This is a genomic window from Alkalibacterium sp. m-11 (assembly GCF_054658155.1).
This window is the reverse complement of the sequence record NZ_BAAGIR010000193.1, coordinates 1-2955: the sequence shown is the minus strand read 5'-3', so window position 1 is coordinate 2955 and position 2955 is coordinate 1. Positions and strand designations below refer to the sequence as shown.

At 35.9% G+C, this 2955-nt stretch carries 3 protein-coding genes; 1 reads left to right on the top strand and 2 read right to left on the bottom strand.

Annotation, left to right across the window (positions count from 1 at the left end; genetic code table 11):
- The first annotated feature begins 498 nt into the window (after positions 1-498).
- A complete protein-coding gene (locus ACYQ2O_RS11480; protein WP_346025209.1) occupies positions 499-1512 on the top strand; it encodes a D-alanine--D-alanine ligase family protein in 1014 nt (337 codons plus the stop codon).
- Between the two features lie 431 nt (positions 1513-1943).
- Here ACYQ2O_RS11480 and ACYQ2O_RS11475 read toward each other — a convergent pair whose 3' ends face one another.
- Positions 1944-2144, bottom strand: a complete 201-nt coding sequence (locus ACYQ2O_RS11475; protein ID WP_346025210.1) for a hypothetical protein — start codon at positions 2142-2144, stop codon at positions 1944-1946.
- A 35-nt stretch (positions 2145-2179) separates the two neighbouring features.
- The gene (locus tag ACYQ2O_RS11470) at positions 2180-2746 is read right to left on the bottom strand and encodes a hypothetical protein (RefSeq protein WP_346025211.1); all 567 of its coding nucleotides are present in this window, start codon (positions 2744-2746) and stop codon (positions 2180-2182) included.
- Between the last annotated feature and the right edge of the window lie 209 nt (positions 2747-2955).

The window sequence follows — 2955 nt, the reverse complement described above, 5'->3', positions numbered from 1 at the left end:
AGAATCGTTCGCACCTGGTTAAGTGAAAGAGAATACAAATGGACTAATCCACAACTGAATAACCCTAAAAATTTCTGGAAAAAGTCATCCCTTGCGCCAGCAATTGACTTTTTTGGAAATTTTAACGTAAACTACTTGTGATAAAAGTAACAACCTATAAAACCTATTTATTCTAAGTTTTATGCAACACTAGTGATATAATACCAGTGTTACCTGAGAAAATCAGGTCATCACTATTACATTTAGTTTCTTTTTATAAATTAGCCTCCTAACGATACAAACTCAGCTTCCTGTTTGTTAAAAACGACCCATTCTGTCACTCCATGTTTTTATAATAGAGAAAAGAGATTGAAACTCACTATTAACATCATTCCACTTTATATGGATAAACTCTTAAATAATGAGGGATAAAGTGGATTTCTTGTATATTTTTTTGATGTGATTTATTCTTGAATTAAGGTACGTATCGATTACAAAAAAGGAGATGTTAGGACGACAATGTATAAAATTGGATTGGTTTATAACAAACCCAAAGAGATGACTGAAGAAGAAATGGCGCTTGACCCAAGAAGTTACCGTCAAAATGAAATTATTGCTAATGATATCAAAGAAGCATTTGAAACCAAAGGCCATGAAGTCAAATTAATTCCTGCCTCTACAAGCTTACTTTATGAGATTAAAGAAGCGGGTGAATTTGACGTGATATTCAATTCAGCTGTTGGAATTAACAATAAAAATGAACAAGCCAATATTTCAGGCATGTTAGAACTCTTAGATATTCCCTTTGTCGGTTCCGGCTTACTCCCTCAAGTTATTTCTTTAAATAAAGAGCACGCCAAAGCAACATTTAAAGCATCCGGAGTACCAGTCTCCCCTTTCCAAGTTTTTTATTCAGCTGATACACCACTTGATAGCGACTTGTCTTTCCCACTATTTGTAAAACCAGTAAGGGAAGGATCAGCTGTGGGGATTACAGCAGACAGTATGGTAAACAACGAAGAAGAGTTGCGTAAACAAATCAGTTATGTTTTGGATAACTTTAAGCAACCTGCTTTAGTTGAAGGTTATCTCATTGGACGTGAGTTTTCGGTAGCTGTTTTAGGAACTGAAAATCCAAAGACTCTGCCGATTATGGAAGTCATCATTCCTCAAGAATTCGGAACCACACAAACGGTGGATGTGAAAGCGAATAACGTTGTCACGCGAAGTTGCCCGGCAGATATCTCATCAGAACTCGCCGATGAAATATCCCAAACGGTTTTAAGAGCTTATAAAGCTTTAGGCTGTACGGAGTTGGCCCGAGTGGATGTCAAATTAGACGATGATGGTGCCCCAAATGTGATTGAGCTCAATGCGATTCCAGCACTTGAAGCAGGTTATGCTCATTATCCCTTAATGGCTGAAGAAGCAGGTTATGATATGCCTTCATTAGTTGAAAAATTAGTTGAAGAAGCAATTTATGCGAGCGAGAGCGGACGAATCTCTTTTACAAAAAGTTGTGGATTGAAATAGAGAACCTACTAGGTTTAAACGAATAAAAAAGAGGATGACGGTGAAATATCCAGTCATCCTCTTTTTTATGTATAGGAAAGTATAAGATGTTAAGGTCGATTGGTGTGACTCAAGGCAATCTTCCTTACGTTGAGAGGATTCACTTTTCAAGTGAAATCGATAGATTCAGCGTACAAAAGCAAATGAGTCTATCGATAAGTGAAATACGTGCGCCATTTTAAGTCTCCAATCCAAGTATGAACGTTTAAATGCTCTTGAAGAAAAACGGTTCTGCTTTTCCAACATATACTTTCCTACAAAAAAAGACTCACAAGGAATCTTTAAAGGTAAGTTATTTATGAACAGGCTATTTTACTATTTAGTTTAAGAACAGGACAGTTATAGGAAATTTTAAGGATAATCGTGCTATGGTTAATCATTTGTACTGTACGTTACCTTCCTTCAACTACATCCATTAATTTATCTGAGCTGAAAAGAGATAATACAAAAGATACCGCTACTGCAATTAATACACCTACGATAAATTCAATAGATAAACTTACCGGTAAAAATTTTTCTAATGCGAATTCAAATACACTAAAGTAAATAAAAAAGGATACACCCATAAATAAAATTTTAACAAGATTTCTCAATTATTTCTCTCCCTAAAATATTATTGTTTTTCAAATCAATCTTTCTCCACAGAAAAATGCATCTGTGGTCGCCATTTGCCGTGAGAAGCTTCGGTCAAAAAGTTTAATGTCGTAAAGGCACTCTCATTAGCACCGAATACATCCGGTCCTGCAGTTAAGCTAATCGCGCCTAAGTCTGCTAAAATCCAGGTCATATACTTTTTGGTCCACTCTTCGTCTGTTACCTGATATAAACGGCTCAAAGCAATGGCATCTTTGTCTCCGAATATAGAATCCAGGCTCTTTCCCTTACCTGTCTCATCCTTTAAAAAAGAGCTTAAAGAGTTAAAGAATAACTCTCTTTGTTCTTCTGTGACAGTTTCGTATTGAAGCATAACTTTAAATACCGCTAACAATTCAAAAATAGCCTGATGTTCGGGTAAGTCGTAATACGCGAGTTCTGTATTTTTGTTTTCCACGGTTTCGTTCATGGCTCGCACAAAGACTGTAAACTTAGTCAGATTGGTTTCAAAGATAATGTCTCCCTCGATTAAATCCGGATCTAAAAATAAATACTCTCTGGCCCATGGATTCTCTTCCAGTATTGTTGTTAAGTCTGCCATCCCTGTAAATCCCTTTCTTCAAATCCTTTATACATGTAGTATAGCATATTAGGCTACATACTGAAGGACTGATAAATGAATCGTATGTGTAAAGCTATTCTCGGAAATTTATTCTAGAAATCTGAAACGCAGTTTATTGTTTTTGACTTTCTCAAGCCTTTTTTGCTCTTCGAGCTTTTAAAAGGCTTGAGAAAGTCAGTTCTAATTAA

Bases quoted from the DNA above. Each gene is read 5' to 3' on its own strand.
- ACYQ2O_RS11480 (WP_346025209.1), top strand. From the start codon at position 499: ATGTATAAAATTGGATTGGTTTATAACAAACCCAAAGAGATGACTGAA.
- ACYQ2O_RS11470 (WP_346025211.1), bottom strand. From the start codon at position 2,746: ATGGCAGACTTAACAACAATACTGGAAGAGAATCCATGGGCCAGAGAG.